This is a genomic window from Micromonospora sp. NPDC050397, assembly GCF_044901685.1.
Classification (GTDB): Bacteria; Actinomycetota; Actinomycetes; order Mycobacteriales; family Micromonosporaceae; genus Micromonospora_G.
Genome location: NZ_JBJDPS010000002.1, coordinates 981,394 through 1,008,017 on the forward strand (window position 1 = coordinate 981,394; position 26,624 = coordinate 1,008,017).

Below are 26,624 nucleotides of genomic sequence, written 5' to 3' on the forward strand. Positions count from 1 at the left end.
GCGCCGAGATCAGCCGTTCGGTCAGCGGCGCAGTCGTAGGTAGAGCAGTGCGCCAACGGCCAGGACCAGCGGCCAGAGCAGGTACCAGCCGGTCATCACCAGCAGCGCGGTGACCGCCACCAGCGCGAGCAGCGCGCAGCGACGCGCCCAGCCGCCCCGGGGCAGCAGCCGGAGCGCGGCGGCCGTGCCCAACGCGTACACCAGGACGAAACAGCCGGTGGTGAGCAACACCAGCGGTTTCGGCCCGATCCCGGCCGCCACCGCGACCGCCATCGCCGTCGCGGCCAGCACCGAGACCAGCAGCAGGCTGCGCCGGGGGACCTCGCCCGCGCTCGTTCCCCGGTCCAGCCAGCCGGGGAGCGCGCCGTCGCGGCCGAGCGCCGCGCCGAGCTTCGCCGCCCCGGCGAAGTAGGCGTTCATCGTGCCGAGGGTGAGCAGCAGGGCGGCGACGGCGGCGAGCAGGTGCACCTCGGCGCCGATGCCCAGGGCGAGCAACTCCGCCAGCGGTGCCTCGCTGCTGCCGGCCGCCGGGCCGAGGACGAGCACGGTGGCGGCGGCGATGCCCAGGTAGAGCAGCCCGACCACGACCACCGCGATGGCGGCGGCCCGGGGCAGGTCACGCTTTGGCCGGCGGAAGTCCGCGGCCAGGTGGGTGATCGCCTCCCAACCGGCGAAACTCCAGACCAGCAGGGCCGCCGCCGGGCCGACCGCGAGCCAGCCGTGCGGCGCGAACGGCCGCAGGTTCTCCCACCGCAGGTGCGGCAGCGCGGCCACCACGGCGGTGAGCAGCAGTGCCACCAGCAGGGCGGCGAGCACCAGTTGCAGCCGCCCGGAGACCCGCAGGCCGAACGCGTTGGTCACCGTCACCACCAGGATCAGGAGCGACCCGGTGATCGCGGTGGTGGTCTCACCGCCACCGAGCGCCGCCGCCACGTAGTCGCCGGCGAAGAGTGCGGCGGCGGGCGCGCCGGCCGGGACCGCGAAGTAGAAACACCACCCGACCACGGCCGCCGCCCGCGATCCGAAGGCGTTGCGGACGTACGTGGAGACGCCGCCCGCGTCCGGATAACGCGCGCCCAGCGCGGCGAAGGTCGCGGCGAGTGGAGCCGAGAGCAGCACCAGCGCCAGCCAGGCCAGCAGCGAGGCGGGTCCGGCCGCCTCCGCCGCCAGCGCGGGCAGTGCGATGACGCCGGTGCCGAGCACCGCTCCGACGTAGAGCGCGGTGCCCTGGCCGACGGTCAGCCGCCCGCCGGAACGTACGGTGGGAGCGTTTTTGATCAACGAATCGGTCACGGGTCCAACCTGGTCGAACCGGGGCCGGTCGAACAGTGGCAGGAATGCCGATCTGCGATACGTTCCTGCCATGAAGTCGCCGCACGTGGTCGCCGTCGCCGTCACCGACGCCATCCCGGTGTTCGAACTCGCCGTACCCTGCGAGGTCTTCGGCCTCGACCGGTCCGACCTGGTCGACCCCTGGTACGAGCTGCGCCTCTGCGCCGTCGAGCCGGGTCCGCTGCGCACCACGGCCGGTCTGCGGATCGACACCCCGTACGGGCTCGACGGGCTGGCCGACGCGGACACCGTGATCCTCGCGGCCTGCAACCGGTCGGTGCAGTTGCGCCCACCCGCGGCACTGCTCGACGCCGTGAGCCGGGCGCACCGGCGCGGCGCCCGGATCGTCTCGATCTGCTCCGGCGCCTACCTGCTGGCCCACGCCGGCCTGCTCGACGGGCGCCGGGCCACCACGCACTGGCTGAACGCGGTCGACTTCGCCCACCGGTTTCCCCTGGTCAAGGTCGAGCCCGACGTGCTCTACACCGACGACGGAGACCTGTTCACCTCCGCCGGCACCGGTGCCGCGATCGACCTCTGCCTGCACCTGGTCCGCCGCGACCACGGCACCGCCGTCGCCAACGAGGTGGCCCGCCGGATGGTGGTGCCCCCGCACCGCGACGGCGGCCAGGCCCAGTACGCCCGCCCGGTCACCCGGGCCGAACCGCACTCGGACCTGTCGCCGCTGCTCGACTGGGCCCGTGGACACCTGGACCAGCCGCTGACCGTGGCGGAGTTGGCACACCGGGCACACCTGAGCCCGCGTACGTTCGCCCGCCGGTTCCGCGACACCGTCGGCACCAGCCCGTTGCAGTGGCTGGTCGAACAGCGGGTACGGGTGGCCCAGGAGCTGTTGGAGACCACGGACGAACCGGTGGAGCGGATCGCCCGGCGGGCCGGCTTCGGCAACCCGGTCAGCCTGCGCCGGCACTTCCGCCGGGTCACCAGCGTCTCGCCGCAGACGTACCGGCACGTCTTCCGGCGTGCCGCCGTGAGCTGAGCGGGCGCCGGTGGTCAGTGCGCGGGTCTGGTCGGGACGGCGTCGACGGGACCGTAACCGGCCTGGCCGCTCCCGGTCCGGTAGGCCCAGTACCGGTCGCCGTACGACCAGTGCCACCACTCGCTCGGGTAGTTCACCAGACCCACCTCCCGCAGGACGTGGGCGAGCCGGTCCCGGTTGCCCCGCGCCCGCTCGTCGATCTCGGTCGAGTCGCTGTGGCAGGCGGTGGTGTCGGTGTCGTTCACCTCCGTACCCATCCAGATTTCCTCGCCGTCGGGACCGCACAGGGTCAGGTCCACGGCCGCGCCGGCCACGTGCGGCGCCACCTCCGGCGGCGAGATGTACCGGCTCGCCTGGCGGCGCAGCGTCGACTCCGCCGCCTCCGGTGTCCGCTCGCGCAACCGCCCGACGTGCGCCTGGAAGTAGTGTTCCTGCAACGCCAACGGGCGGTAGCCCTCCACCACCAGGAACCGGAGTCCGGCCGGCAGCAGGGCCTGTGCGGTCACCAGCCGCTCGACCACCCCCGCCCGCAGGTGCGCGAACGCCCCCTCGGCGTCGGCGAGTCGCGGGTCGATCCGGAATCCCGCGACGTCACGGAGGTCGACCAGTGGCTCGCCGCACTCCGCCACCGGGATCCCGGTCACGTCCGGATCGGACAGCAGCACCATCTCCATGTTCAGCACCTACTTCACGAGGACTGCCCTCCCGCGAAACCCGGCGGCGAGGTCGATAATTCGACCGAGCCTGCCCGGGGTCGCTTGAATCCCGCTGCAAGCGCCACTACAGAACGTTTACAGCGGACCGGGAACCGCCGCCCTAGCGACCGGACTCGGGCAGAGCCGCCCGGTCGGCGGCCGCCCGGCCGGACTCCCAACCCTCGCGGCTGTCGACCCGGCTGCCCCTGGCCCGGACCGTACGCGGGAAAATCCGTCGCATCGTCTCGCGGACCTGCTCGTCCCGGGACGCGAGCACCGGCAGCAGGTCGGCCGGGTCGCCGCCCCCGGCCCCGTCGTCGCCGGTCGTGGCCTGTTCCAGGGCGGCCCGGGCGGCAGCCGCCAGCCGTTCGCCGATCCGTACCGCGAACGCCACCAGGAAGGACTGGCGGAACGCCTTGAGCCGGGCCCGCCCGGCCTTGCCGCCCGGCGGCTCGTCGCGCGCCATCGCCCGGTGCGCCTGCACCAGCAGCGAGGTGTAGAGCAGGTCGACCGCGTCGATGTCGGCGTCGAAGCCGAAGACGGTGCTGAAGGCCAACTCCGGCGACCACACCGTGTGGCAACGGTTGGCCCTGGCGACCGCGTCGAGCAGGGACGCCTTCTCGCTCTCGTACGGGTGGTCCACCCCGATCCGCCGCGCGAACGGCACCACGGTCGCCGTCTCGCCGCCGCGCGCGACCAGCAGCGCCTCGTCGAGGCTGTGCCGGGAGACGAGTTCCTGGGCCTTGGCGGTGTACGCCTCCGCCTCCGCCGGGAAGGTGGTCGACTCGGCCTTGGCCAGCAGTGCGCGTACCCGGTCCAGCAGGCGGGTGTCGACCCGGGACGACCCGTCGGCGCCCGGCCGCCCGGCCGGTGTGACGGCGGACCCCGGCGGCGGCACGAGCACCTCGACCGGCGGCAGCTCGGCCAGGATGCCGAGCAGGCTCAGCACCAGGTCGAGTACGGCCACCCGGTCGAGCCGCCACCGGGCGGCGAGTTGGTCCAGGTAGCCGGTGTCGTCGCTCCACCAGATCCGGGCACCCAGCGTCTCCACCTGCGCCAGCCAGCGCTGGTCGACCGTGCTCCGGTCGAACCCCCGCAGGTACGCCGCGACCCCGTCGGTCACCAGCTCCGTCTGCTGCGGCTGCCCCCGCCGGGCGACCACCCGGTGCACCTCGACCGGTTGCCAGCCGCGCCGCCACAACCCGGCGAGCGCCTCGTGCAGCGCGCCGACCAGGGCCGGATCAACCTCGGTCGAGGGTGTCACGGTGAGCGCGTCGAGCCCGGACTCGTAGCCGACCGCCCCGGTCACCACCGCCCTGATCCGCTCCCGCACCGACGCCACCCGGACAAGGCTACGGACACCGGGCCCGGATCCGCCGGCAGTGCCACGATCAGTGGCGGCCGACACCGGACCCGGTGTCCCGGCGGGCACGCCGCGTCCGGACTCAGCCAGTTCGTCCCGACCGCCCGGCCTACCCGGCCAGAGACCGCCCGGCCTACCCGGCCAGAGACCGCCCGGCCTACCCGGCCAGAGACCGCCCGGCCTACCCGGCCAGACCGGCCATCCACGACTCGACGTCGTCGGCGGTACGCGGCAGCGCGGCGGAGAGGTTGCGGCTGCCGGTCGGGGTGATCACCAGGTCCTCCTCGATCCGCATGCCCAGTCCGCGCAACTCGGCCGGGACCAGCTCGTCGTTCGGCTGGAAGTAGATCCCCGGCTCCACGGTCAGCGTCATGCCGGCCTGCAACTCGCCCTCGGCGTACCGGCCGGGGGTGGCCCGGGCGCAGTCGTGCACGTCCAGGCCGAGCATGTGGCCGGAGCCGCAGAGGGTCCACCGGCGGTAGAGCTGCCGGTCCGGGTCGAGCGCCTCCTCCAGCGAGCAGCGCAGCAGGCCCATGTCGACCAGCCCGGTGGCGAAGACCGCCATCGCCGCCCAGTGGTAGTCGCGGAACGCCGCGCCCGGCCGCAGTGCCGCGATGGCGGCGTCGTTCGCGGCGCGTACCAGTTCGTAGACGTCGCGCTGGACCGGGGTGAACCGCCCGCTGACCGGCAGCACACGGGTGATGTCGGCGGTGTAGCGGGTGCCGACCTCCACCCCGGCGTCGAGCAGCAGCAACTGGCCGGGGCGTACCGGTCCGGTGTTGTCCTTCCAGTGCAGGGTCGCCGCGTGCGCCCCGGCGGCGACGATCGAGTGGTAACCGACCTCCTCGCCCTCGGTCCGGGCGCGCCGCCAGAAGGTTCCCTCCAACCAACGTTCGCCACCGGCGGCGATCGCCTCCGGCAGGGCCCGTACCACGTCGGCGAAACCACGGACGGTGACGTCCACCGCGTGCTGGAGCTGGGCGATCTCCCAAGGATCCTTGACCAGCCGCAGGTCCGCGCAGGCCACGGCGAGGTCGCGGTCGGCGGCCGGGTCGGTCGCCGGGACCAGCGCGTCGAGGTACGGGTCCACCCCGCGCAGCAGCCGGGGACGTTGCGCCGTACGCAGGACGGCGGGTAGTTCCGCCAGCGGGCGGCAGCGCAGGTCGAGGGCCCGGCCCAGGGTGACCAGGTCGGCTCGGGCGCCGTTCCAGACCACCCCGCTGGTCCGGTCGGCCCAGTACTCGGTGCTGCCCAGCCGGGGCGGTTCGTCGGTGAACAGGGTCGCCTCGCCGTCCGGGTACAGCACCAGCGTGCCGCCGCGCGCGCCGTCACCGGTCAACCAGGTGTAGTCGGCGCCGGGACGGAACCGGTGGTACTGGTCGTTGCTGCGGACCGGCGCGCCGCCGGCCGGAACGACCAGGTGCTCGCCCGGGAACATGCCGGCGAGTCGGGCCCGGCGCTTCGCCGCCCAGACCGCGACCTCGGGGTGGACCTCGACCGGCGCCTCCGGCTCGCTCCAGCCGGTGCCCATGAACTCGGCCAGGGCGGCGGGAATGGGTAGGTCGTGACTGCCGGTGTCGAGCGTCTCGGACATGGGTCCCCTCCTCAGTGTTGCGGGCGGTAGTTGCCGGTGAGTCGGCCCAGCTTCAGCGCCAGGTGCAGGCAGAGTCGCTCGTTGCCGTCCTTCAGGTCGGTCTCGGCGAGCTGCTCGACCCGTTGCAGCCGGTAGTAGAGGGTGGTCCGGTGCAGGCGGAGCTGCTCGGCGGTGGCGTGCGCGTTGCCGGCCAGGTCCAGGTACGCCTCCAGCGTCTCCAGCAGCACGTGGTTGGCGTCGTCGCGGAGCAGTCGCTCCAGTCCCGGATGGACCCCGGCCACGTCCAGGTGCTGGTGGTCCAGGCGGGACAGCACCCGGTAGATGCCCAGGCTGGCCCAGGAGACCACCCGCCCGAGCGCCGGAAGCTGCACGCCGACCCGGGCCGACTGCACCGCCTCCTCGTACGAGCTGACGGCGTCGACCAGGCCGGGGCGGGAGGCCCCGATGCCGATGACGGTACGGGCGACCGAGCCGAGTCCCCGGGTCGCGTGTTGCAGCGCCTCGTCCAGGTGCCGGGCGACCGCCTCCGGTGCCGGCCGTCCGGCGACCCGCCCGCCGCAGAGCAGCAGCACCCCGTGGTCGTGCCGGACCAGGTGCAGCGCCTCCCGGATGCCGATCCAGCGGCGGGTGGTGACGAGGGCCTGCTCCAGCGCGATCCGGGCCACCTCGTCCGGCACCTCGCCGCGCTGCACGACAAGCTGCGCGACCAGGCCGGTGGCCGACCCGTCACCGGCGATGACGCCCTCTTCGAGCAGCGTACGGACCGCGTGCCGACGCGCCTCCAGGCTCTCCACCAGCAGCGTACGGGCCGCCTCGGTCTCCCGCTGCGAGGCCAGCTCGCCGAGCAGGTTCTCCCGGTAGAGGGCGAGCGCGAGGTCAACCATCACACCCGTCGCGGTGTCGATGTCGGCGTCGGTCATCCCCTCGTCGGCGTCGATGAACCAGACGAAGCCGAGCAGCAGGTCGTCGTGCCGGATCGGCACGCAGACCCGGGGCAGCAGGTCGAGTTCTTCGCAGGCCGGCGTGCGTACCGGTTCGCGGGCCTTCATGATGCCGACGTTGCGGAACCAGGCGATCACCTCGGGGGTGGTCTGCCGCCGCAGGATGGAGGCCCGGCGAACGTCGTCGAGCACCCCGGTGTGTTCGCTGTAGACGACGACGCGTTGGCGCCGGTCCTCGATCAGCGCCGGTCGGCCGACCCGGGCGGCGACGGCGTCGACAATGCGTTGCAGCTCAGCCTGCATGTCATCCCCTGGTCGTCCTCGGTTGCCGAAAGGGCAGGTGCCCCGGGAATCCGACCGGAGCCGTTGGACCGCCAGGCCCTACCTTCGCGTTGATATTGGTCCGAGCGCAAGAGCCCGTTACCAAAGCGCCACCGCGCCGATGTTGACGACCGGCCCGGGTACGGGCCCCGGCGGGACCACCTAACGGCAGAAGTCGGGGCGAACCGCCACCGACAGAAGTGACTGCCACGCCCGGCGCTGTTCCGGCAACTGTCCGAAGACTCGCAGTAACCGGCGTACCTACGGTTGCCCGAAGAACGGGGGAGGAGGCGACATGCCGGACAGGTACGACGTGGTGGTGGTAGGTGCGGGGATCGTCGGCGCCGCGTGCGCGTACGCCTGCGCCCGCCGGGGCCTCTCGGTGGCCGTACTCGAACGCGGTGGGTTGGCCAGCGGTGCCACCGGGTCCGGCGAGGGCAACCTGCTGGTGTCGGACAAGGCACCCGGCCCCGAGTTGGACCTGGCGCTCTACAGCAACCGGCTCTGGCGGCAGTTCGGCGCCGAACTGCCGGCCCGGTACGGCGACTTCGAGCTGGAGCCCAAGGGCGGGTTGATGGTGACCCGTTCGGCCGCCGGTCTTGTCGCGTTGAACGAGTACGCCGCCGGTCAGGCGGCCGTCGGGGCCACCGTCGAGGCGGTCGACCCGGACGGGTTGGCCCGGCTCGAACCGGCGCTCACCGCCGGCCTGGCCGGTGGCGTGTACTACCCGCAGGACATGCAGCTCATGCCTGCTCGGGCCGCCGCCGTCCTGCTCGCCGCGGCACGCGGTCACGGGGCGAGCGTACGGCTGCGTACCGAGGTCACCTCCGTGCGCCGGGACGCCGCCGGCCGGATAACCGGCGTCGGTACGCCGGACGGGGTGGTCGACGCCGGCTACGTGGTCAACGCCGCGGGTGCCTGGGCCGGTCGGCTCGCCGGGCTCGCCGCCGCACCGGTCCCGGTCACTCCCCGGCGCGGGTTTGTGCTGGTCACCGAACCGGTCCCACCGTTGGTGCGGCACAAGGTCTACGCCGCCGACTATCTCGACAACGTGGCCAGCGGCGACTCCGACCTCCAGTCCTCGGCCGTGGTCGAGGGGACGCCGAGCGGCACCATCCTGATCGGCGCCACCCGTGAGCTGGTCGGCTTCGACCCGACACCGAACCCGGAGGCGGTACGCCGGCTCGCGTACGGCGCGATCTCGCTCTTCCCGGCGCTGGCCCGGATCCGGGCGATGCGGGTGTACCACGGCTTCCGGCCGTTCTCGCCGGACCACCTGCCGGTGATCGGCGCCGACCCGCGGGTCCCCGGCCTGGTCCACGCGCACGGCCACGAGGGGGCCGGGATCGGGTTGGCCCCGGCGACCGGGGAGTTGGTCGCCCAGGTGGTGCTCGGGGAGCCGCCGGAGCTGGACCTGACGCCGTTCGATCCGGCCCGTTTCGACACCGAAGAGGAGGTGGACCTCGGTGCAGCCGCTTGACCAGTCGCCGCCGGCCGCCGCCGGGTTCGTGATCACAGTGGACGGTGCCCGGCTCACCGCCCGCCCCGGACAGACCATCGCCGCGGTGCTGCTCGCCGCCGGCCAGCGGGCGACCAGGCGGACCCGGATCGGCGGGCGCCCGCGCGGGGTGTTCTGCGGCATCGGGATGTGCTTCGACTGCCTCGTCGTCTGCAACGGCGAGCCGGGCGTCCGCGCCTGCCTGCGCCCGGTCGCCCCGGACGACGTCATCGAAACCGACGCCGAGCGGTCGCCGGGCGATGTCGTCGAGCCCGACGCGGATCGGTTGTCGGGCGGCGTCGTCTCGCCCGACGCGGGACCGTTCCGGACGGGGGAACGGGCATGACCGGGCGGACCGTGGTGGTCGGTGCCGGACCGGCCGGGCTGGCGGCGGCGATCGCCGCCGCCGACGCCGGGGCCGAGGTGACCGTGGTCGACCTCGGCGCGCTCCCCGGCGGCCAGTACCTGCGCCAGCCGGCGGTCGAGGGGCTGCCACCGGTACGCCACGGCGCGGCCGCGCAACGCCTGCTCGACCGTAGCCGTAACCACCCCCGGATCACGTTCCTGCTCGGGCACCAGGTCTGGCAGGCCACCGTCGAACCGTCTCCGCAGGAAGGCGGCCCGGAGGCGGAGAGCGTACTGACGCTGCGGCTGGCGGGGCCGGCGGGGCCGGTCACGCTCCGTACGGCCGCACTCGTGCTCGCCCCCGGCGGTCACGACCGGGTGGTCCCCTTCCCCGGTTGGGACCTGCCCGGCGTGGTCACCGCCGGTGCCGCCCAGGCGCTGGCCAAGGGACAGGGCGTGCTGGTCGGCCGACGGGTGGTGGTGGCCGGGACCGGTCCGTTCCTGCTCACCGTCGCGGACGGGCTCGCCGCCGCCGGGGCGGAGGTGGCCGGGGTGGTCGAGGCGTCCCGGCTGCGCCGCTGGGCGGGACACCCGGGTGCGATCGCCAGCAGTCCCGGCAAGCTCGGCGAAGCGTTTCGCTACCTGGGCTCGCTGCGCCGCCGCCGGATCCCGATCTGGTCCGGGCAGGCCGTCACCTCGGTCGAGCCGTACGGCGACCGGCTGCGCGCCACCGTACGCCGGGTGGACCGGGACTGGCGTGCGGGCAGGGAGACCAGAACGCTGGAGGTGGACGCGGTCTGTGTCGGCCACGGGTTCACCCCGTCGGTCGAACTGGCCGTCGCGCTCGGCTGCGCCACCCGGACCGACCCGGCCGACGGCAGTCTCGTGGTCGACGTCGACGACGCCCAGGCCAGCACCGTGCCCGGGGTCTTTGTCGCCGGTGAGGCGACCGGAATCGGTGGCGCCGACCTCGCCCGCAACGAGGGCACCCTGGCCGGACTCGCCGCGGCGCACCGGATCGGCCGCCTCGACGCCGCCGCGTACCAGGTCGCCGCCGTCGGACTGCGGCGCCGGATCGCCCGCCAGCGCCGCTTCGCCGCCGCCCTGCACCGGGTCCACCCGGTGCCCGACGGCTGGACCGGGTGGCTGCGGCCGGAAACCGTGCTCTGTCGGTGCGAGGAGGTGACCGTCGGCCGGGTCCGGGACGACGTCGCCGCGTACGGCATCGACGACGTGCGCGCACTCAAGCTGGTCACCCGGATCGGCATGGGCCGCTGCCAGGGCCGGATGTGCGGGCGGGCCGCGGCCTGCCTGCTGGGACAGGTGAGCGGGCGGCCACAGCCGCTGGCCACCTTCGCGAACCGTCAACTAGCCATGCCGGTGCCGCTGCGCACCGTCGCCGAGGAAGGAACAACCCCGTGACAACTCTCAAGCCGTGGCAGGGCGTCGTGGTCGCCATCCCCACGCCGTTCCGCGACGACCTCTCCATCGATTTCGACCGGTTGCAGGAACACGTGCGCTGGCTCGCCGACGAGGGGTGCCACGGGGTCACCCCGTGCGGGTCGCTGGGGGAGTACCAGAACCTCAGCGACGACGAGCGCGCCGACGTGGTCCGGGCGACGGTCGAGGCGGCGCCCGCCGGGTTCGCCGTGGTCCCGGGCGTCGGAGGGTACGGCAGCCGCCAGTCCCGCCGCTGGGCCGAGCACGCCGCGAAGGTCGGCGCGCACGCCGTACTGGCGCTGCCGCCGAACACGTACGCGGCCCGGGACAGCGAGGTGGTGGCCCACTTCCGCGAGGTGGCCGCGGCCGGGCTGCCGGTGGTGGCGTACAACAACCCGTTCGACACCAAGGTGGACCTCACCCCGGAACTGCTCGCCACGATCGCCGAGACCGACGGTGTGGTGGCGGTGAAGGAGTTCAGCGGCGACGTACGCCGACTGCACCGGATCCTCGACCTGAGCCCGCACCTCGACGTGCTGGCCGGCGCCGACGACGTACTGCTGGAACTGGTGGTCTGCGGGGCCAAGGGCTGGATCGCCGGCTTCCCGAACGCGCTGCCGAAGCTCTCGGTCCAGCTCTACGAACTCTCCCGGGCCCAGGACCTCGCCGCCGCGTTGCCGCTGTACTCCGCCCTGCACCCGATCTTCGGTTGGGACAGCCGGCCGGTGTTCGTACAGGCGATCAAGCTCGGGATGGAACTCGCCGGCCGGTACGGCGGCCCGTGCCGCCCGCCGCGCGGTCCCCTCTCGGCCGAGGTCGAGGCCCAGGTCCGCAAGGACATGGCCCGCGCGCTCGCGGTCGTCCCCGGTGGCCCCGATGCGTAGCCGGATGGTCCTGCACGCGGTCGACTCGCACACCGAGGGGATGCCGACCCGGGTCATCACCGGCGGCGTCGGGGTGCTGCCGGGCGAGACCATGTTCGAGCGCAAGCGCCTGTTCGAGCGGGACCGGGACGGTCTGCGCCGGCTGCTGATGTTCGAGCCGCGCGGCCACTCGGCGATGTCGGGTGCGATCCTGCAACCGCCGACCCGGCCGGACGCCGACTTCGGGGTCCTGTTCATCGAGGTCTCCGGCCTGCTGCCGATGTGCGGTCACGGCACCATCGGGGTGGCCACGGTGCTGGTCGAAACCGGCATGGTGCCGGTGGTGGAGCCGGTGACCACGGTTCGGCTGGACACCCCGGCCGGGCTGGTCACCGTCGACGTGGCGGTACGCGACGGCCGCGCCACCGGGGTCACCGTCCAGAACGTGCCGTCGTTCGTGCTCGCCACCGACCAGGTGGTCAAGGTGGGCGGCGACATCGGCGACGTACGTTACGACATGGCGTACGGCGGTAACTTCTACGCCATCGTGGAGGCCGAGTCGCTCGGCCTGGCGGTCGAGCCGGCGACCGTACCGGAGCTGATCCGGCAGGGCCTGAAAATCATGGCGGCGATCGGCGAGCAGGCGCCGCCGGTGCACCCGACCAACCCGGGGATCGACGACTGCCGACACGTACAGATCGTCCAGCCCGGCCGGGACGGCGCCGACGCGCGCAACGCGGTGGTGATCCACCCCGGTTGGGTGGACCGCTCCCCGTGCGGTACGGGCACCTCCGCCCGGATGGCCCAGCGGTACGCCCGTGGTCAACTCGCCCTGGACACCGACTTCGTCAACGAGTCCCCGGTCGGCACCCGCTTCACCGGCCGCCTGGTCGGTACCACCACCGTCGGCGACCTGCCCGCCGTCCTCCCCACCGTCACCGGCCGAGCCTGGATCACCGCCACCGCCCAGTACCTGCTCGACCCCGAGGACCCCTTCCCCGAAGGCTTCCTCATCTGAACCGCGCTGCTGAAGCGCAAGCTGAAGTGCAAGGAAGGGCCCCTTATTAACGCATAGCGTTAATAAGGGGCCCTTCCTTGCGCTTGTGGGGTGAGTGGGCGCCGGACCTTCCGCCCCGTGGTGTCTGGTTGCCTAGACGGTGTGGGTCAGGGCTCCGAAGCGTTCCGCCCACCGGGCGCCGGCCACGACAAGCGTCGGCAACTCCTGGGGCACGTTCAGGTCGGCGACCGAGCCGATGGCCACCCACTCCGCGCCGGCCACCTCTTCCACCTGAGCAGTCAGTGCCGCAGTCCGAGCGCGACACACATAGACGAAGTCGATGTGCCGGTGCTTTCCGTCCCGCGAGTCTGCGACGTCCATCTCGATGATCGCGAACGGAGCAACGATGCTCCGTACCGCCGGATGCTCGAACGAGGGCTTGCCGACGAGTTCGACTTCAACGCCGGTCTCCTCCCGAGCCTCCCGGACGGCCGCCTCCGCCGGGTCCTCGTTCGGGTCGACGTGCCCACCCGGGTACAGCCACAGCCCGGACTTCCGGTGATGGACGAGGAGCACCCGATCTCTGCCGTCGAGGACGATGGCGGATGCGGTGTTGTGTCGAACGGTCATGTCAGGTTTCCCTTCGTGCGATAGCGGCCGTCCGCCGAGCCACCCACTCGATCGTCTCCGACGCCGTGCCGGGGTGGCACGGAAGTTGCAGGGTCGTCGCCGCGAGCACTTCGGCATTCGGGCAGTCCGTAGCATATGCGCGGAAAAGCGGCTGCCTGTGGAGGGGACGGTAGCCGTACCGGACCGAGTCCGGGGGAAGGCCGGAGGCGGCGAGTTCCGCCGCGATCACTGCTGGGCAGGTCGAGCCCGTCGCGTACGTGGTCGGCGGGCGAACAAGGCGAGCAGTGTCAGCGCGAAGGCCGGGCTGGCGGTCACCCGATGACAGTGCCGAGTTCGGCGTCGCCACGCTTCGTCGTACCCCCCACATGTCCGTGCGGCGACGGGCGGCGGCTTCTGCGATGACCTGGTCTGCCGCGACGCGGGCTATCGCGGTCCGGACGGCGAACCGAAGCTCCAGAACGGCGGCCTGGTGGTGATCTTCATAGCGGTACGCCGATTGCCATGATCGAGACATCGACGTAGTCGAACATAATGTCGTGTCGATGGGGATGCGGAGGCATCCATGCTCCTTCAGGTGTCGGAAGCCGCTGGTTGACCTGCCGACATCTGCACGGTGACCGGGAAGTGGCGGGGCTTCTACATTCGGTGCGCGGCGCGGACCCCTCGGGGGCGCCCCGGCCACCTCGGCGCCTCCCGCGTCGAATCCCCGCGACGAAGGGCCACTAGATGCACCTTCAGTTCACAAGACGAACGGCACGGCGGTCCATACTGGTCGCCGCGGTCGCGTCGGCGCTGGTTGTCTCGGTGTCGACCGGCCCGGTCTCGGCCGCCCCCGCCAACTCCCAGGGTGGGACCGGCCCGTTCCAGGTGCTCGACCCCCAGCACTGGCAGAACCCGGACACGATGACCTGGGACGACTACAAGCCGGTCCCGAACAAGGACTGGGCCGACCCGACCGTGCGCGGCTCGGTCCGGAACTTCAAGATCGCCCTGGTCACGCTCGACTACGTCGACCAGCCGTTTGTGGTGACCCAGCGGGCGCGCTCGACGGTCTTCGGCAACCCCCAGGCGACCGCGCAGAACATCCCGCGCGCCCAGGTGCCGCAGTTCTACCAGGATTTCCTCAACAAGCCGAACGACCTGAACAAGGGCCACACCCTGCACGAGTACTGGATGCAGGACTCCAACGGCCGGTACGGCGTCGACCTGACCGGGTTCGGCCCGTACGAGATGCCGGCGAAGTCCTACCAGTACGGCATCACCAACGATATGAACCCGGGCATGTGCCCCGGTGGCGAGACCTGCAACCGGAACATCCGTACCGATGGTCTGGGCGCCTGGCGCGCGGCCGTCGGTGACGAGGTCGCGAACTCGTTCGAGCTGGTCTTCATCCTCGGCGCGGGTCAGGACGAGTCGTCGACCTGGCAGGAATTCGGCCAGATGATGTTCCAGAACAAGGAGGACGTGCCGGACGCGTGGGGCCCGCCGGACCCGGCGATGCCGAACTACGCGCGTACCCGGTACGTCGAGTGGACCTCCTGGAAGTCGGCCGCGACCATCTGGCCGAACGCCGGTGGCGGCTCCTCCACCCAGGCGGAGAGCTCGGGCATGGGCGTGTACGCCCACGAGCTGACCCACCTGCTCAGCATCGGGGACAACTACAACAACCCGTACGGCACCCCGTTGCGTCGCGCGTACACCGGCATCTGGAGCATGATGTCGCGTGGGTCGTTCAACGGCCCGGGCGGTCCGCACACCCGCTGGCAGATCCCGCCGGTCAACGGCGGTTCGATGGGCTCCCTGCACACCGTGCGGGACAAGCTGAAGATCGGTCTGCTCGGCGAGGAGCACGTGGTACGGCTCTCGCGTGAGGCGCTCGCCTCGTCCGGCCTGGTGGTCGCCGAGATCAAGGCCCGTGCGGTCGACGCCGGCCCGAAGGGCGTGACCGGCATCAACATCGCGCTGAACAAGGACCTCCAGCCGACCTGCAACACCACCACCGACCCGCTCTGCGACGGTGGCAACTTCAACAACTACACGGTCGAGGTCGTCGACCGGATGGGCGCGGACTCGTTCACCCCGGACAGCGGCGTGCTGGTCAGCAAGACCAAGAACGCGGACAGCGCGCCGTTCCAGTGGGTCGTGGACGCCAACCCGCAGGACATCGACATGATCGACTTCTACCAGCCGAACGGCACCCCGCAAAAGATCACCATGGGTGACTACCGGCAGCTCTCGGACGCGCTGTTCCACGCCGGCACCAACTCCGGCAGTGAGTATGAGTACGTCGACGCACCGAACCGCCTGCGCTTCTACGTTCTCGACGTGAAGCGCGACGCGCAGGGCATCCTGTCGTACACGGTCGCCGTGCAGTCGCTCGACGGCAACGGCGGGCCCAGCGCCCGTGGCGTCGCGCTCGGCAAGGGCGAGGTGACCGGTGGCAGCACGCCTACCAGGAAGGGCGTGACCTGCTCGTTCGACCTGACCAACACCGGGACCTACTCGGCCGGTGGTCAGCAGCACCCGGAGGACGTCACGGCGTACCTCAAGTCCGATGTCTACCGGCTCTCCACCGAGGTCGCCGGTAAGGGGTGGCGGTCGGATCTGCCGAACGCACTCGCTACCGCCCAGTTCGGCAAGTCCACCAAGGTCAAGGTCTCGGTCGGTGCCGCCAGCGACGCCGCCGCGACCGGATTCGTGAAGCTCACCGCGACGTCGGTCAGCGACCCGAGCAAGACCGTCACCAAGCAGTGCCGGGTCGAGAAGTCCTGACCGATCGTCAAGACTGATCACCGGAACTGACCACCGGACAGGTCGTCGGGTCGGGCCGCCGATCCCGACCCGACGATCTCCCGTCCGGGCAACCCCCGCCCGCCGGGGCCGAACCACGAGGAGTGGCGATGCGGCGACCGACCAACGGGTACGCCCGGCCGGCGGCGCTGGCGCCGTTGCTGCTCGGCTCCCTCCTGGCCGGGCTGACGCTCACCGGTTGCACGGACGAGCCCGAGGCGACCTCGGAGCTGACCGTGCGGGTCCTGGTGCGTGACATCAACATCCGCGAGGAGGGTGTCGACTGCGCCGGCACCGGGCCCTACCTGTTCATCCACAACCGGGCGCCGTACCGGATCCTCGACGGCGACGGCGAGACACTGGCCGACGGCAAGCTGCCGCCGGGCACCTCGGTCCGCACCTTCCAGGAGGACCTCGAAGTGGCGCGTATCCCCACCTACTGCGAGTTCGCGATCCCGGTCTCGGTGCCCGAGCGGGACCGCTACCGGCTGGTGGTCGACGATCGCAGCCCGATCGACCTCACCGCCAACAACGACGAGGGACCGGCGCTGGTCGCCGTGGTTCCGTCGTGAGGGGACGTCTCCGTCTCGTCGTGTCGCTGCTCGCGGCGACCCTGGCGCTCGGTGCCTGTTCCGGCCCGGCCGACGAACCGGACGCCGGTTCGACATCCGCCCCCGCCGCCGGTGGCGCCGCCAACCTGCCCGGCCCGGTGCCCGCCGGACTCGCGCTGCGACCGGCGCCGTCCGGGTCGCCGGGCGCACCCGCCTTCACCGGTACGCTCACCGACGGCACCCCGCTGACCGCCGCCAGTATCTGGGCCGACCGTCCGGTGGTGCTGCTCTTCTTCAGCTCCTGGTGCACCACCTGCGCCCAACGCCAGGACGCGCTCAGCGAACTGGCCCGCAGCTACCGGGACCGGGTGGTCTTCGTCGGCGTGGCCAGCGAGGACGAGCCCGCCGAGTTGGAGACGTACCTGCGCGGGCACCGGGTCGAGTTCCCGGTGGTCTTCGACCGGGACCAGACCATCTGGCAGTCGTACGCGGTCCGGGAACCACCCGCCGTCGCCATCGTGGCCAAGGGCGGCGCCCTGCTACGCGGCTGGCCGGGCGGGATCGACGCGCCGACGCTCGACGCCAGGCTGCGCGAGCTGGTCATCGCCGAATGACCCGGCACACCAATGGTTGTCGCCGGCTGACCCGGCACGCCAATGGTTGTCGCCGGCTGACCCGGGACGTCGCTGGTTGTCGCCGGCTGACCCGGCACGTTGCGCGCCGGGCAAATCAATAGCACGCAGGAGCAGGGAGAGGGATCGCGGTGGAGTCGACCGGTTTCGACCAGGGTATGGATCCGCAGACCGGTGAGCCGGTCGGCCCGGCGGTGGCACACACCCCGGGCGAGCGGGTGGACCGGATCGGGTGGGCCGCCGCCACGGCCGCGGCCGAACTGGCCGCGCTCTCCCTGTCCGAGCGGGCCGGGCTGCTGCGCGGGATCGCCGACGCGCTCGACCGGTCCCGGGACGAACTGGTCGCACTCGCCGACGCCGAGTCCGGGCTCGGACCGGCCCGGCTCGGCGGTGAGCTGACCCGGACCCGGGTCCAACTGGAGTTCTTCGCCGACGCGGTCGAGGAGGGATCGCTGCTGGAGGCCGTGGTCGACCCGGCCGATCCGGCCGCGCTGCCGGCTCCCCGGCCGGACCTGCGCCGGATGCTGGTGCCGATCGGCCCGGTGGCGGTCTTCGCGGCCAGCAACTTCCCGTTCGCGTTCTCGGTCGCCGGGGGCGACACGGCCAGCGCGCTTGCCGCCGGCTGCCCGGTGGTGGTCAAGGCCCACCCCGGTCACCCGCGACTTTCCGTACGGACCGGCGAGATCGTGAGCGCGGCGCTCACCGCCGCCGGAGCCCCCGACGGCTCGTTCGCCGTCGTGCACGGCACCGAGGCAGGGCGGGCGCTCGTCACTCACCCGGCGATCAGGGCGGTCGGCTTCACCGGATCGGAGGCCGGTGGACGGGCCCTGCTGGATTTGGCCAACGGTCGGCCCGACCCGATCCCGTTCTACGGCGAGCTGGGCTCGCTGAACCCGACCGTGGTGACCCCGGCCGCGATCGCCGCCCGGGGAGCCGAGATCGCCGCCGGCTTTGTCGCCTCGCTCACCATGGGCGCCGGTCAGTTCTGCACCAAACCCGGGCTCCTCTTCGTGCCCAGGGAACACGGCCTGACCCCGGCGTTGCTCGACGCGCTCCGGGCCACCCCGGTCGGGCCGCTGCTCAACGCACGGATCCGGGACGGCTACACCGAGATCTCCGACGCGCTGGCCGCCGTACCGGGCGTGCGGTCACTCACCCCCACCGGTCAGCCGCCACAGCCGGGCTACCGGGTGCCGGCCCGGCTGCTGGCGGTTGCCGTACCCGATTTGTTGGCCCGGCCGCAGGAGTTGCTGGCGGAATGCTTCGGCCCGGCGGCGCTGCTGGTGGAGTACGCCGACGAGACCGAGCTGCTCGCCGCGCTGGCGGTGCTGCCGGGCAGCCTGACCGCGACCGTGCACGCCGAACTGCCGGCCGACGACGAACTCGCCCGACGCCTGGTCACCCTCGCCGCCGCCGGTGCCGGACGGGTGATCTGGAACGGTTGGCCGACCGGGGTGGCGGTCACCTGGGCGATGCAGCACGGCGGTCCCTGGCCGGCGACGACCGGTTCCCTGCACACCTCGGTCGGACAGACGGCCGCCCGCCGCTTCCTCCGGCCGGTCGCGTACCAGGGGCTGCCACAACATCTGCTCCCCCCGGCGCTGCGCGACGGAAATCCACTGGGGATCGTCCGGCGTTACGACGGCGCGCTCGGCCGGGACGGGCTCGTGGCCGGCTGACGGTGTTGCGTGGCTGAGTAGGGTGGTGTAGGGGCCGGCGGGACGTCCGGACCGGCCACACGGGGGAGGGGCCATGACGGAGGATCACGGGCTGGTCGAGGTGACCACGCACGACGAGTTGGTGGAACTGCTCGGTGAGCCGCTGCGCCGGGTGGCCGAGAAGACCCGTACCCACCTGCACGAGCTCGACCGGCAGTGGCTGGCCGCGTCGCCGTTCCTGCTGATGGGGACCGCCGATGCGGACGGCACCTGCGACGTCTCGCCCAAGGGCGACCCGGCCGGTTTCACCCTGGTCCTCGACGACCGCACGATCGTGATCCCGGACCGGCTGGGCAACCGACGCGCCGACGGTTTCCACAACGTGCTCGACAACCCGCACGTGGGCCTGGTCTACCTGATCCCCGGCCGGGGTGACACCCTGCGGATCAACGGCCGGGCCCGGCTGGTCCGCGACGCCCCGTTCTTCCCCCGGCTGGCGGTCAAGGGCCGGGTGCCGACCCTGGCCCTGCTGGTGGAGATCGAGGAGGTCTTCTACCACTGCTCCAAGGCGTTCCTCCGGTCCGACCTGTGGCGACCCGAGAGCTGGCAGCCGGAGGCCGTACCGTCCCGGGCCCAGATCGCCAAGACGCTCGAACAGCCGGAGGAAGCCCTCGCCGATCTGGAGCGCTACTACGGCCCGACGTACGCCGACAAGCTCTACGGCTGAGGCGTACCCGTGCCCTTCGGGCCGCCGGTTCAGGCCGGTGGGCGTACGGTCACCGAGGGCTGGTAGATCCGGTATTCGCCGAACTCGACGACGCGGGTGTCGACGCCGCGCTCGCGGAGAAGGTCCCGGATCAACCGGTCAGCCGGTTCGTGCACGGTGAACACGAACGCCGGCCGCTCGGCCGCCTCCACCTGCCGAACATAGGCGGGATAACGATTCTGCCCGGGGTGCAGACGGTCCCCGAGTACGGCACAGAGCACCTGCTCCCGGCTGCTGAAAATCAGCCGGTTGCAGGTCCAGTAGTCGCCGTACACCCGGCTGATGCCGGCCTGGCGTAGCACCGTGACCAACTCCCGCGAGCGACGCTCCTCGGCCCGGATGGTGGGCACCTCGTCGATCAGCGCGACCGTGGTGTAGAGCATCGTCCCGGCCAGCGCCACCAGCACCGCCCCGGCCAGCGCCCCGCCCACCCTCCGAGCGTTAGGAAGGGCCCCCAGTACAACGGAATCCGATAACAAGGGGCCCTTCCTTAACGCCCAGCGGGCGGTGAGCCAGAGGGGCCAGAGGACGGCTGGTAGGGAGAGTTGCAGGATGGACAGGTAACGCGCGCTGGCCAGGGGAGCGGTGGCCGCGAGCGAGCTGCGCGCGTACCCGGCCAGGGTGAGGGCGGCACCGACGAGCAGGGCGAGCTGGGTGACGTACCGCAGTCGACGAGTGACCGGCGACGGCCCGGCGGTGGTCGAACCGGCGGCGAGCGGGGGCGGGCGGAGCAGACACCGTACGGCGAGCACCGCGCCCGCCACCAGCAGCAGCGGGTAGAGGGCTCCCCAGGCCATCTGCCACCCCGTGCAGGCGGTCGGCAGACAGATCCCGGTCGCCAGCGGTACGCCGACCAGAACGCTGCCGTGCAACTGGTCCACGGCCGAGGTGTCGCCGCCCTCGCCCGCGCTCACCTGGGACAGTACGGAGAGCGAGTCCTGCCCCGGCGGGGCGGTCAGATTGTCCACGACCAGTGGCAGTACGCCGACGACAAAACCCCCGACCAGCAGCAGTCCGGCCCAACCGAGCAGGTCCCGGGCGGATCCGACCAGGAGCACGATCACGGCGACCGCCAGGTACGGCAGGATCAGCCAGTCGTCCCAGACGCAGAGCCCGGTGAGCAGGCCGAAGAGGCCGAAGGTGAGCCACCGGTGGCGGCCGTGTCGGTGCTCGCCGAGCGCCAGCGCGAGGAGCAGCAGCAGGGCCACCGCCGGTTTGACCTCGGGACGCCCGCCGACGGCGGTGAGTTGGTCCCGGATCACCCGTTCGGAGCCGAGCGCGAGCAGCCCGACGACCAGGGTGGCCAGCCAGGCCGAGTAGAGGCGACGGGTGAGCCGGTACATCAGGTAGACAAAGGCCGCGTAGAGCAGGAGCAGGGGCACCCGGAGCAGCACCCAGCTCGGCTCGAACGCGGCGAAGAGCGGTGCCGCCAGGTACGATTCGACGACTCCCATGTAGTGCTGGCCGTAGAGGAAGATCGGCCATTCCCGGCCGGTGGCGATGTGGGCCGCCGCGAGCCCGAAGGTCGCCTCGTCGCTGTTCGAGCCGGGCACCGTGAGCAGCACCAGGACGAGCCGGTAGCCGAGCCCGAGCAGTCCGAGCACGAGGGCCACCAGGCCCGGCGGGTCGAGCCGTCGACGCCGCCGTGCGGTCTGCTGCGCTGCCACTGACACGACCAACGCCCCCGTCGTCGTCCCGCAGGCAGTGTCGCACGACGAAAGAGGCGAAAGTGGTTCATCTTGGCAAAGCGGTCAGCGGTCCACGAATTTTGATCATCGGGGGCGGGCACTCCCGTGGCCGGCGGGGGCCGTCTATGGCAGGGTGTCAGGGGTGTCGCTGGTACCAGCCCGTACGCCTGAGGTAGCCCGCCGCCCACACCGGGCCGCCCGGGTCGAGGACGCGGTACACGAGCTGCTCGCCCGCCGGCTCCGGCAGCGGGGGTGGCCGCCCACCATCGTCGCGTACGCCGGCTACGGTGGTCCAGGCTGGGCCCGGGTAATGGGACGAATCTTGCTCACCCGGGTCGATCCGCGCGAGCCCCGCCGGGCCGAGAAGGTACGCGGCTGGCGCAGCTTCGTCACCCTTCCGGTCAAGGACGCCCCGGTGCTGATCGAGGCGGGCGGCGGCCGGCACGAGGCGCGTACGGACCGGAGCGGCTTTGTCGACGCCGTGATCAAGGCCGACCTGCCACCCGGTTGGGGCACCGCCCGACTGACCAGCCCCGGAGCGGAACCGGTGGAGGCGCCCGTACGTGTGGTCGATCCCGAGGCCCGGTTCGGCATCCTCTCCGACATCGATGACACGGTCATGGTCACCGCCCTGCCCCGGCCGCTGCTCGCCGCCTGGAACACCTTCGTCCTCGACGAGCACGCCCGGATGGCCGTGCCCGGCATGGCCGTGCTCTACGAGCGCCTGGTCACCGCACACCCCGGGGCACCGGTCTTCTACCTCTCCACCGGCGCCTGGAACGTCGCCCCGACGCTGACCCGGTTCCTCTCCCGGCACCTCTACCCGGCCGGTCCACTGCTGCTCACCCAGTGGGGACCGACGGTCGACCGGTGGTTCCGCAGCGGCCGGGAGCACAAGCGGGCCACCCTGGCCCAGCTCGCCCGCGACTTCCCCAAGGTCCGCTGGCTGCTGGTCGGCGACGACGGCCAGCACGACCAGGAGATCTACGCGGAGTTCGCCGGCGCCCACCCGGAGAACGTGGCGGCGGTGGCGATCCGCCGGCTCTCGCCGACCCAGTCGGTGCTCGCCGGTGGCCTGCCCGGTCACCACAACGGCGACCCGCGCGCCTCCGGCCTGGCCGGGCAGCCCTGGCTGTACGCCCCCGACGGCGCCGGCCTCTGGCGCCTGCTCCGCGACACCGAACTCACCAAGAGCGCTCCCTGACCCACGCCGGGACCACCGAGGGGAAGCCCTGACCGGAGGTGGAGCTTCCCGGACGGGCCGGCCACGCCCGCCACTGAGGGCGGCTTCCTGCCGGCCCGCTGAGGGGCTGAAGGGGTGTGGGCAGCGAACCGACCCGGCTACCCCCCAGGCAGCGGGTCGGCCGCGCGGTGGACGACCTCCTCGGTCGTCAGCGGGCTTCGTGGATGATGGCTCAAGCACATCGGCGCCTGCATCTTGACGAACCGGGCCCCTTCAACCCCGGCGTAGAACTGCCCCGTCCGCATCTTGCCGACGTCGGGAATATCGGTTCCCTTGGCCCTGGCCACATCCCTGGCCGCCTCGATCTGCACAGGCGCGGTCAGCAGGCCGAAGAATTGGGTGGCCGCGTTTCCGGGAATCTGGTTGTGCAGCGCCTTGGGCGCCTGGGTGGCGAAGACCAAGCCCAGCCCGTACTTGCGGGCCTGCGAGGTCAGCGCCAGCGTGCTTTGAGTGCAGGCGGTGACAGCGCCGGAGGGGGCCAGGGTCTGGGCCTCGTCCATCACGAACAGTCCGCCAAGTGCCCGGTCACCGGCGGGGTGACGCTTTATCCAGGTGAACAGGGCGAGTTGTAGCTGGTTGACAAAGCTCTGCCGCTGATCGTCGGGCAACCCGACGAAACTGATCACCGATACCCGGGCACGTCGGCCTGGCCGCGGGGTGAGTAGCTCACCAGGATCGACGGGCGTGCCGGCGCCGCCGAAGAGGGGGTCGTTGATCAGCGCGGCCTTGAGCAGCTGCGCCATGCTCGCGGCCAACTTCGGGGCGCCGTCAAGCTGACTCACCCCGTCCGGTAAGTCATTGAGTACGTCGACGAACTCGCGCAGATCGTAGGCGCCGGTCCGGGCGTAGCTGATCAATGCCTCGCGTAGCACAGCCCGGCCGAGCCGTGCCTTGTCCGTGCCGCTGTCCACCCGAGCGTGTGGGGCAAGCGTTGCGACGGCGGCGTTCACCGCCGCGGTGAACCCGTCCGGGTCGTCAAGTACGTCAGCAAACCTGGGCAGCGGCTGAAAGGCCAGCGGCCGACCACCCTGCCGTCCTGGTGTCCAGATCACGACGTCCGTTCCCGACAGGTATGCCGCTGCGCGGTCCGCATCGTCCGGCCCCCACCCATCCGGCGGTGACGGCCAGGCATCGCCAAGCCTCGCCAAGTCGTTGTTCGGGTCCAGGACGATGGACGAGACGCCACGTAGGGCGCACTCCTCCACCAGCCGGCGGATCAGGACGGTCTTGCCGGAGCCGGATCCGGCGAAGATGACCGTGTGGCGGCGCAGCGATTCGAGGTCGATCCCCACCGGCTCAGGTCGCCCGGCGACCGTGCCGAGCGCCACGTACCAAGGCTCGGTCCCGGCGGCCGACCGGGCACCGGGGGTCGAGTTCGGCGATCCGGGCGGCGGCTCCGCCGACCGGGACGCGGGGCCGGCGGGTTGCGACGGCCCCGGGACCGACGCCCGCCCGACCGCCCGGGCCGACGGAAGTAGCGTGGGCTCGGCTGTTGGTGGTGGCGCCGGCTCCAGCGCTGGTCGCGGACCTGGGTCCGACGGCGCAACCGGTGGTTGCGGTCGCACCGCCGATCCACCGTGCCGGCTGCTCAACGCCTCCCTCAGGCAGGTGATGTCCGACGCCGGTCGCCGGTCGGCGAACCACGGCCGCAGGGTCTCCAGCCCATAGTTCTGGATGAGCTGCTCCAGAGCCACCAGACGGCTGATGTCCGCGGCGGGGAAGGAGATCGTGCGCCCGCCCGCTCGCTCGAATGCATCCAGCACCTCACGGGTACGGGCGCCTGCCGACCATGGGGTTGCGCGCAGCAGGAAAAGCCTCCGCTTGGCGATCCCCTCAGTGAGCCCGGCGGTGGTGACGGCGTTACGGATCCGATTGAGCGCGGCGATGTGGTGCGGTGCGGCAATCGCCCGGAACGACCAGTGCTCCTCGTCCTCGCTCTCCTCGTCGAGGCTGTGTCGTAACCGGGCGTGCAGGGCCGGTTTCCCGCCGACAGAGAGCGAGTCGAGGCTGAATTCGTCAGCGGCATCGCCCTGCTCGGCTATCCACGCGGTCAGCCCGGCCTGGAGTAGTACGGGGACCCGGGCGTCCTCCGACTGTTGGAGTGTCGCGGGTTCGGGATCGGCTGCGCTGATCAACTCCGCGTACCGGGTGTCGATTTTGCCGAACTCGTCCACGTGATTCTTCGACGGCGGCGTCGGGGCCGCCGGGGTCGGCCCGGTGTCGATGTCTGCTTCGTCGCCGGAGGAGTACAGCAGGTGGGTGAGCTCCTGTACCTCGTCGGCCGCCAAACAGGCTCGGACGTGGGCGTCGATCCGGCGTAGCAGCTCGCGGGGCGTGAAACCGGCGACTTCGTCGAACGCGGAGGGATGGATTGGCCAGGTTGGGTACGCGGGTCGGAAATTGAGCTCGTCGAAGACCATCGCGAACCGCTTCTCGACCAGCTCCCACCCCACCTCGACCGAGGGGATGTCCTTGAGCCGGACTGCCTCCCGGAACCGGTCCTGCACCGTGTCGGTGGCCTGCTCCTTGACGTCCTGCCAGGTTTGCGGCAGGCAGGAGACGATGGAGAGCGATCGTCTGGTGGTCTCCCGCAACGACATCAGGCCGCTGGCGATCTGCTCCAACAGCAACGACGTCTGCCAGTCGGTCTCACCCCTGACATCATGGTTGGTCGACTTGACCGACTGGGCAACCATCAGGTCGATCTGATCGACCGCGATGACCGTCGGGCCGACCATGGCCAGCAACCGGGAGGTGTCGCGCACCACCTCCTGGGGTGCCCGCTTGTTGCGCCGTACGCCCCACGCTGCCCGCATGCCCGGCTCCTCCTCATCACTGGAGCAGAGGAAGTCGTAACCGATGTCCTGCAAGGCGGAGGATTCGGCGGCGTAGAGCACCAGCGCCCGTACGGTGTCCTGACATTCGGTGCCGATCTGACGGTTCGCCTTACGAATCAGGTCGACGAAGGCGTCGAGCGCGGGTCGGCTGAGTTCGGTGTCCCCGGTGACCGCCCGGCGTATCGCCCGTTGGGCGTCGACGGAGTCGGCCAGGCGACGCAGGAACGCACGCAGTTGCGTCGTCCCGTCCGGCATCGGCCTGGCGAAGCCTGCCAGGATGGACAACGCGGTGCTGCGCCAGAACGCGCTTGCCTCGAGCAGACTGACCAGGAAGAAGAAGCCGCCGCGTAGCTGTACCTCTTGACGTACCGCGCCGAGGAGATGTGTCTTGCCGGTGCCACGTTGACCGAGGATGGCGACACCCACGGGACTCGAGTCGGCGCTGCGGTCCGCCTCCACGACGCTGTCCAGCACCGTCCTGACAATGTCGCGGTGTAGACCTTCGACGTGGAACGGTGTCGGTTTCCAGACGTCGTCCGGAGTCGGAGCCCAGTTGAATCGCAGCGCGGCCAGCGCTCGCCGCTCCTCGTCGGTCATCATCACGAGATGGCGATGAGGTGCTTGTCCTGGTTGCCAATGCTCACTGCGGCGGCCCGCTCCTCCGGCCTGAGTACCTTCTGGTTGGACTCCGGAACCAGGTGAACGTCCCGCTCGCGGTTGAGTCGGATCAGGGCGGCGTCAACAACCGCGCGGGACAGGTCGTCGAGTGCGGAACGCAGGTCGGAGAGCATGACGTAGTCACCGGGCTTGGCGGCCAACCCCTGGTACGCCCGGCGGACCAGGGTGGCCGCATCGGCATTCTGGCCGACTGCCGTGCTGAGGACCGTTGCTGACGCGACGGCAGGCGCCGAGATGACGTCACCCCTGTCGACCTGCAACCGGAACAGATCGTCGGTACGGGTGCCCGAGTGATCGCTCAGCCGACGCAGGAAGTCCAGTGCCACGTAGAGCGTCCCGCCGAGGCTGCCTGCGCCCTTCGGTGTCTCCGCTCCCAGTTCCTCTGCTGCCCGACGCCACCCTTCGTCGGTCAGCGTGAGGGTAATCGGTTTCTCGGTGACCTCGATCAGATCGAGGGAGAGCAGCCTGCGGCGATGGTCAGCTTTCAGGCCGATCCCGGCGATATTGGTGAAGTACGTCTGTGGCAGCGGGGTTGCCTTGATCATGAGCGTGATGAGAATGCACCGGTCAACGAGCGAAAGTTCCTTTTCTGGCATATGGATGCTCCTCTGTGGCGCGAGCGTCACCACGTTCACGGTGATGATCGGAAACTCGGGGGTCCGGTGATCCAGGTCTGGCAACGGGGTGGGCCCGCGCACGGGCCGATTCTGCCGACGACGCCCGCCAAGCGCAAGGTCAAGTACGTGGCCGCAAATAACCGAC

General features: G+C 71.5%; 22 protein-coding genes. 12 read left to right on the forward strand and 10 right to left on the reverse strand.

The window, feature by feature from the left end; all coding sequences use genetic code 11:
• Positions 1–21 precede the first annotated feature (21 nt).
• Positions 22–1,278 carry an APC family permease gene (locus tag ACI2K4_RS10550; protein WP_404510320.1) on the reverse strand — a complete coding sequence of 419 codons (1,257 nt, stop codon included), beginning with the start codon at positions 1,276–1,278 and terminating at the stop codon, positions 22–24.
• A gap of 85 nt (positions 1,279–1,363) precedes the next feature.
• On the opposite strand from ACI2K4_RS10550, the gene ACI2K4_RS10555 reads away from it, so the two are divergent.
• Entirely contained in the window at positions 1,364–2,332 is a 969-nt protein-coding gene (locus ACI2K4_RS10555; RefSeq protein WP_404510189.1) for a helix-turn-helix domain-containing protein, read from the forward strand.
• A gap of 14 nt (positions 2,333–2,346) precedes the next feature.
• On the opposite strand, the gene ACI2K4_RS10560 is transcribed toward ACI2K4_RS10555, so the two are convergent.
• The 4 genes from ACI2K4_RS10560 to ACI2K4_RS10575 all read right to left on the reverse strand — a co-directional run bounded on the left by ACI2K4_RS10560 (position 2,347) and on the right by ACI2K4_RS10575 (position 7,228).
• Positions 2,347–3,006 (reverse strand): M15 family metallopeptidase, encoded by a 660-nt coding sequence (locus ACI2K4_RS10560; RefSeq protein ID WP_404510190.1) that lies wholly within the window; start codon positions 3,004–3,006, stop codon positions 2,347–2,349.
• A 142-nt stretch (positions 3,007–3,148) separates the two neighbouring features.
• Positions 3,149–4,369 carry a DUF2786 domain-containing protein gene (locus ACI2K4_RS10565; protein WP_404510191.1) on the reverse strand — a complete coding sequence of 407 codons (1,221 nt, stop codon included), beginning with the start codon at positions 4,367–4,369 and terminating at the stop codon, positions 3,149–3,151.
• Between the two features lie 202 nt (positions 4,370–4,571).
• Positions 4,572–5,984, reverse strand: a complete 1,413-nt coding sequence (locus tag ACI2K4_RS10570) for an aminopeptidase P N-terminal domain-containing protein (RefSeq protein ID WP_404510192.1) — start codon at positions 5,982–5,984, stop codon at positions 4,572–4,574.
• 11 nt (positions 5,985–5,995) lie between these two features.
• Complete coding sequence (locus ACI2K4_RS10575) at positions 5,996–7,228, reverse strand: PucR family transcriptional regulator (RefSeq protein WP_404510193.1); 1,233 nt, start codon at positions 7,226–7,228, stop codon at positions 5,996–5,998.
• Between the two features lie 313 nt (positions 7,229–7,541).
• Between ACI2K4_RS10575 and ACI2K4_RS10580 the strand changes: the two genes are divergently transcribed.
• The 5 genes from ACI2K4_RS10580 to ACI2K4_RS10600 are packed head-to-tail and all read left to right on the forward strand — an operon-like array spanning position 7,542 to position 12,410.
• A complete protein-coding gene (locus ACI2K4_RS10580) occupies positions 7,542–8,726 on the forward strand; it encodes an NAD(P)/FAD-dependent oxidoreductase (RefSeq protein ID WP_404510194.1) in 1,185 nt (394 codons plus the stop codon).
• Positions 8,713–9,090: a (2Fe-2S)-binding protein gene (locus ACI2K4_RS10585; RefSeq protein WP_404510195.1), complete on the forward strand. Its 378-nt coding sequence runs from the start codon at positions 8,713–8,715 to the stop codon at positions 9,088–9,090. Before ACI2K4_RS10580 ends, ACI2K4_RS10585 begins: the two co-directional genes overlap by 14 nt.
• Positions 9,087–10,511, forward strand: a complete 1,425-nt coding sequence (locus ACI2K4_RS10590) for an FAD-dependent oxidoreductase (RefSeq protein ID WP_404510196.1) — start codon at positions 9,087–9,089, stop codon at positions 10,509–10,511. Before ACI2K4_RS10585 ends, ACI2K4_RS10590 begins: the two co-directional genes overlap by 4 nt.
• A complete protein-coding gene (locus ACI2K4_RS10595) occupies positions 10,508–11,413 on the forward strand; it encodes a dihydrodipicolinate synthase family protein (protein ID WP_404510197.1) in 906 nt (301 codons plus the stop codon). Before ACI2K4_RS10590 ends, ACI2K4_RS10595 begins: the two co-directional genes overlap by 4 nt.
• A complete protein-coding gene (locus ACI2K4_RS10600) occupies positions 11,406–12,410 on the forward strand; it encodes a proline racemase family protein (protein WP_404510198.1) in 1,005 nt (334 codons plus the stop codon). The genes ACI2K4_RS10595 and ACI2K4_RS10600 overlap by 8 nt, the downstream gene beginning before the upstream one ends.
• Before the next feature lie 132 nt (positions 12,411–12,542).
• Here the strand turns inward: ACI2K4_RS10600 and ACI2K4_RS10605 are convergent, their stop codons facing one another.
• Positions 12,543–13,019 carry an NUDIX hydrolase gene (locus ACI2K4_RS10605; RefSeq protein ID WP_404510199.1) on the reverse strand — a complete coding sequence of 159 codons (477 nt, stop codon included), beginning with the start codon at positions 13,017–13,019 and terminating at the stop codon, positions 12,543–12,545.
• A 1-nt stretch (position 13,020) separates the two neighbouring features.
• The gene (locus ACI2K4_RS10610; RefSeq protein WP_404510200.1) at positions 13,021–13,533 is read right to left on the reverse strand and encodes a DegT/DnrJ/EryC1/StrS family aminotransferase; all 513 of its coding nucleotides are present in this window, start codon (positions 13,531–13,533) and stop codon (positions 13,021–13,023) included.
• Positions 13,534–13,823: 290 nt separating this feature from the next.
• On the opposite strand from ACI2K4_RS10610, the gene ACI2K4_RS10615 reads away from it, so the two are divergent.
• The 5 genes from ACI2K4_RS10615 to ACI2K4_RS10635 all read left to right on the forward strand — a co-directional run bounded on the left by ACI2K4_RS10615 (position 13,824) and on the right by ACI2K4_RS10635 (position 19,377).
• The gene (locus ACI2K4_RS10615) at positions 13,824–15,791 is read left to right on the forward strand and encodes a M6 family metalloprotease domain-containing protein (RefSeq protein ID WP_404510201.1); all 1,968 of its coding nucleotides are present in this window, start codon (positions 13,824–13,826) and stop codon (positions 15,789–15,791) included.
• Between the two features lie 128 nt (positions 15,792–15,919).
• Complete coding sequence (locus ACI2K4_RS10620) at positions 15,920–16,381, forward strand: hypothetical protein (protein WP_404510202.1); 462 nt, start codon at positions 15,920–15,922, stop codon at positions 16,379–16,381.
• The gene (locus ACI2K4_RS10625) at positions 16,378–16,974 is read left to right on the forward strand and encodes a TlpA family protein disulfide reductase (protein WP_404510203.1); all 597 of its coding nucleotides are present in this window, start codon (positions 16,378–16,380) and stop codon (positions 16,972–16,974) included. Before ACI2K4_RS10620 ends, ACI2K4_RS10625 begins: the two co-directional genes overlap by 4 nt.
• 149 nt (positions 16,975–17,123) lie before the next feature.
• The gene (locus ACI2K4_RS10630; RefSeq protein ID WP_404510204.1) at positions 17,124–18,671 is read left to right on the forward strand and encodes an aldehyde dehydrogenase (NADP(+)); all 1,548 of its coding nucleotides are present in this window, start codon (positions 17,124–17,126) and stop codon (positions 18,669–18,671) included.
• 73 nt (positions 18,672–18,744) lie between these two features.
• A complete protein-coding gene (locus tag ACI2K4_RS10635) occupies positions 18,745–19,377 on the forward strand; it encodes a pyridoxamine 5'-phosphate oxidase family protein (protein WP_404510205.1) in 633 nt (210 codons plus the stop codon).
• 29 nt (positions 19,378–19,406) lie between these two features.
• Here the strand turns inward: ACI2K4_RS10635 and ACI2K4_RS10640 are convergent, their stop codons facing one another.
• The gene (locus ACI2K4_RS10640) at positions 19,407–21,095 is read right to left on the reverse strand and encodes a hypothetical protein (protein ID WP_404510206.1); all 1,689 of its coding nucleotides are present in this window, start codon (positions 21,093–21,095) and stop codon (positions 19,407–19,409) included.
• A 157-nt stretch (positions 21,096–21,252) separates the two neighbouring features.
• On the opposite strand from ACI2K4_RS10640, the gene ACI2K4_RS10645 reads away from it, so the two are divergent.
• Complete coding sequence (locus tag ACI2K4_RS10645; RefSeq protein WP_404510321.1) at positions 21,253–22,308, forward strand: App1 family protein; 1,056 nt, start codon at positions 21,253–21,255, stop codon at positions 22,306–22,308.
• Between the two features lie 137 nt (positions 22,309–22,445).
• On the opposite strand, the gene ACI2K4_RS10650 is transcribed toward ACI2K4_RS10645, so the two are convergent.
• Positions 22,446–25,784, reverse strand: coding sequence for a helicase HerA domain-containing protein (locus tag ACI2K4_RS10650; RefSeq protein WP_404510207.1), 3,339 nt, complete (start codon positions 25,782–25,784; stop codon positions 22,446–22,448).
• The gene (locus ACI2K4_RS10655) at positions 25,784–26,560 is read right to left on the reverse strand and encodes a hypothetical protein (RefSeq protein WP_404510208.1); all 777 of its coding nucleotides are present in this window, start codon (positions 26,558–26,560) and stop codon (positions 25,784–25,786) included. Before ACI2K4_RS10655 ends, ACI2K4_RS10650 begins: the two co-directional genes overlap by 1 nt.
• Between the last annotated feature and the right edge of the window lie 64 nt (positions 26,561–26,624).